At 67.9% G+C, this 249-nt stretch carries 1 pseudogene; it reads left to right on the top strand.

Annotated elements, in window-relative coordinates:
* A pseudogene (locus E1K68_RS27605) lies at positions 1 to 249 on the top strand (TonB-dependent receptor); the annotation flags it as partial.

Raw genomic sequence — 249 nt, forward strand, 5'->3', positions numbered from 1 at the left:
CCGAGGGCCTGTACATCACCGTCGACGCCTACCAGGTCGACATCGACGACCGCATCATCCTCTCCGAGAACCTGCGCGGCCCGGCGGTGGCGAGCTTCCTGGAAGCGCGCGGCCACCCCGGCATCAACGGCGGGCGTTACTTCACCAACGCGGTGGACACGCGCACCCGCGGCCTCGACATCGTCGGCAGCTACAGCTTCGATCTTGCTGGCGGCGCGCTCGACCTAACCGCCGGCTACAACCGCAACA

The organism is Pseudomonas sp. B2021 (assembly GCF_018135665.1).
Classification (GTDB): Bacteria; Pseudomonadota; Gammaproteobacteria; order Pseudomonadales; family Pseudomonadaceae; genus Aquipseudomonas; species Aquipseudomonas lactis.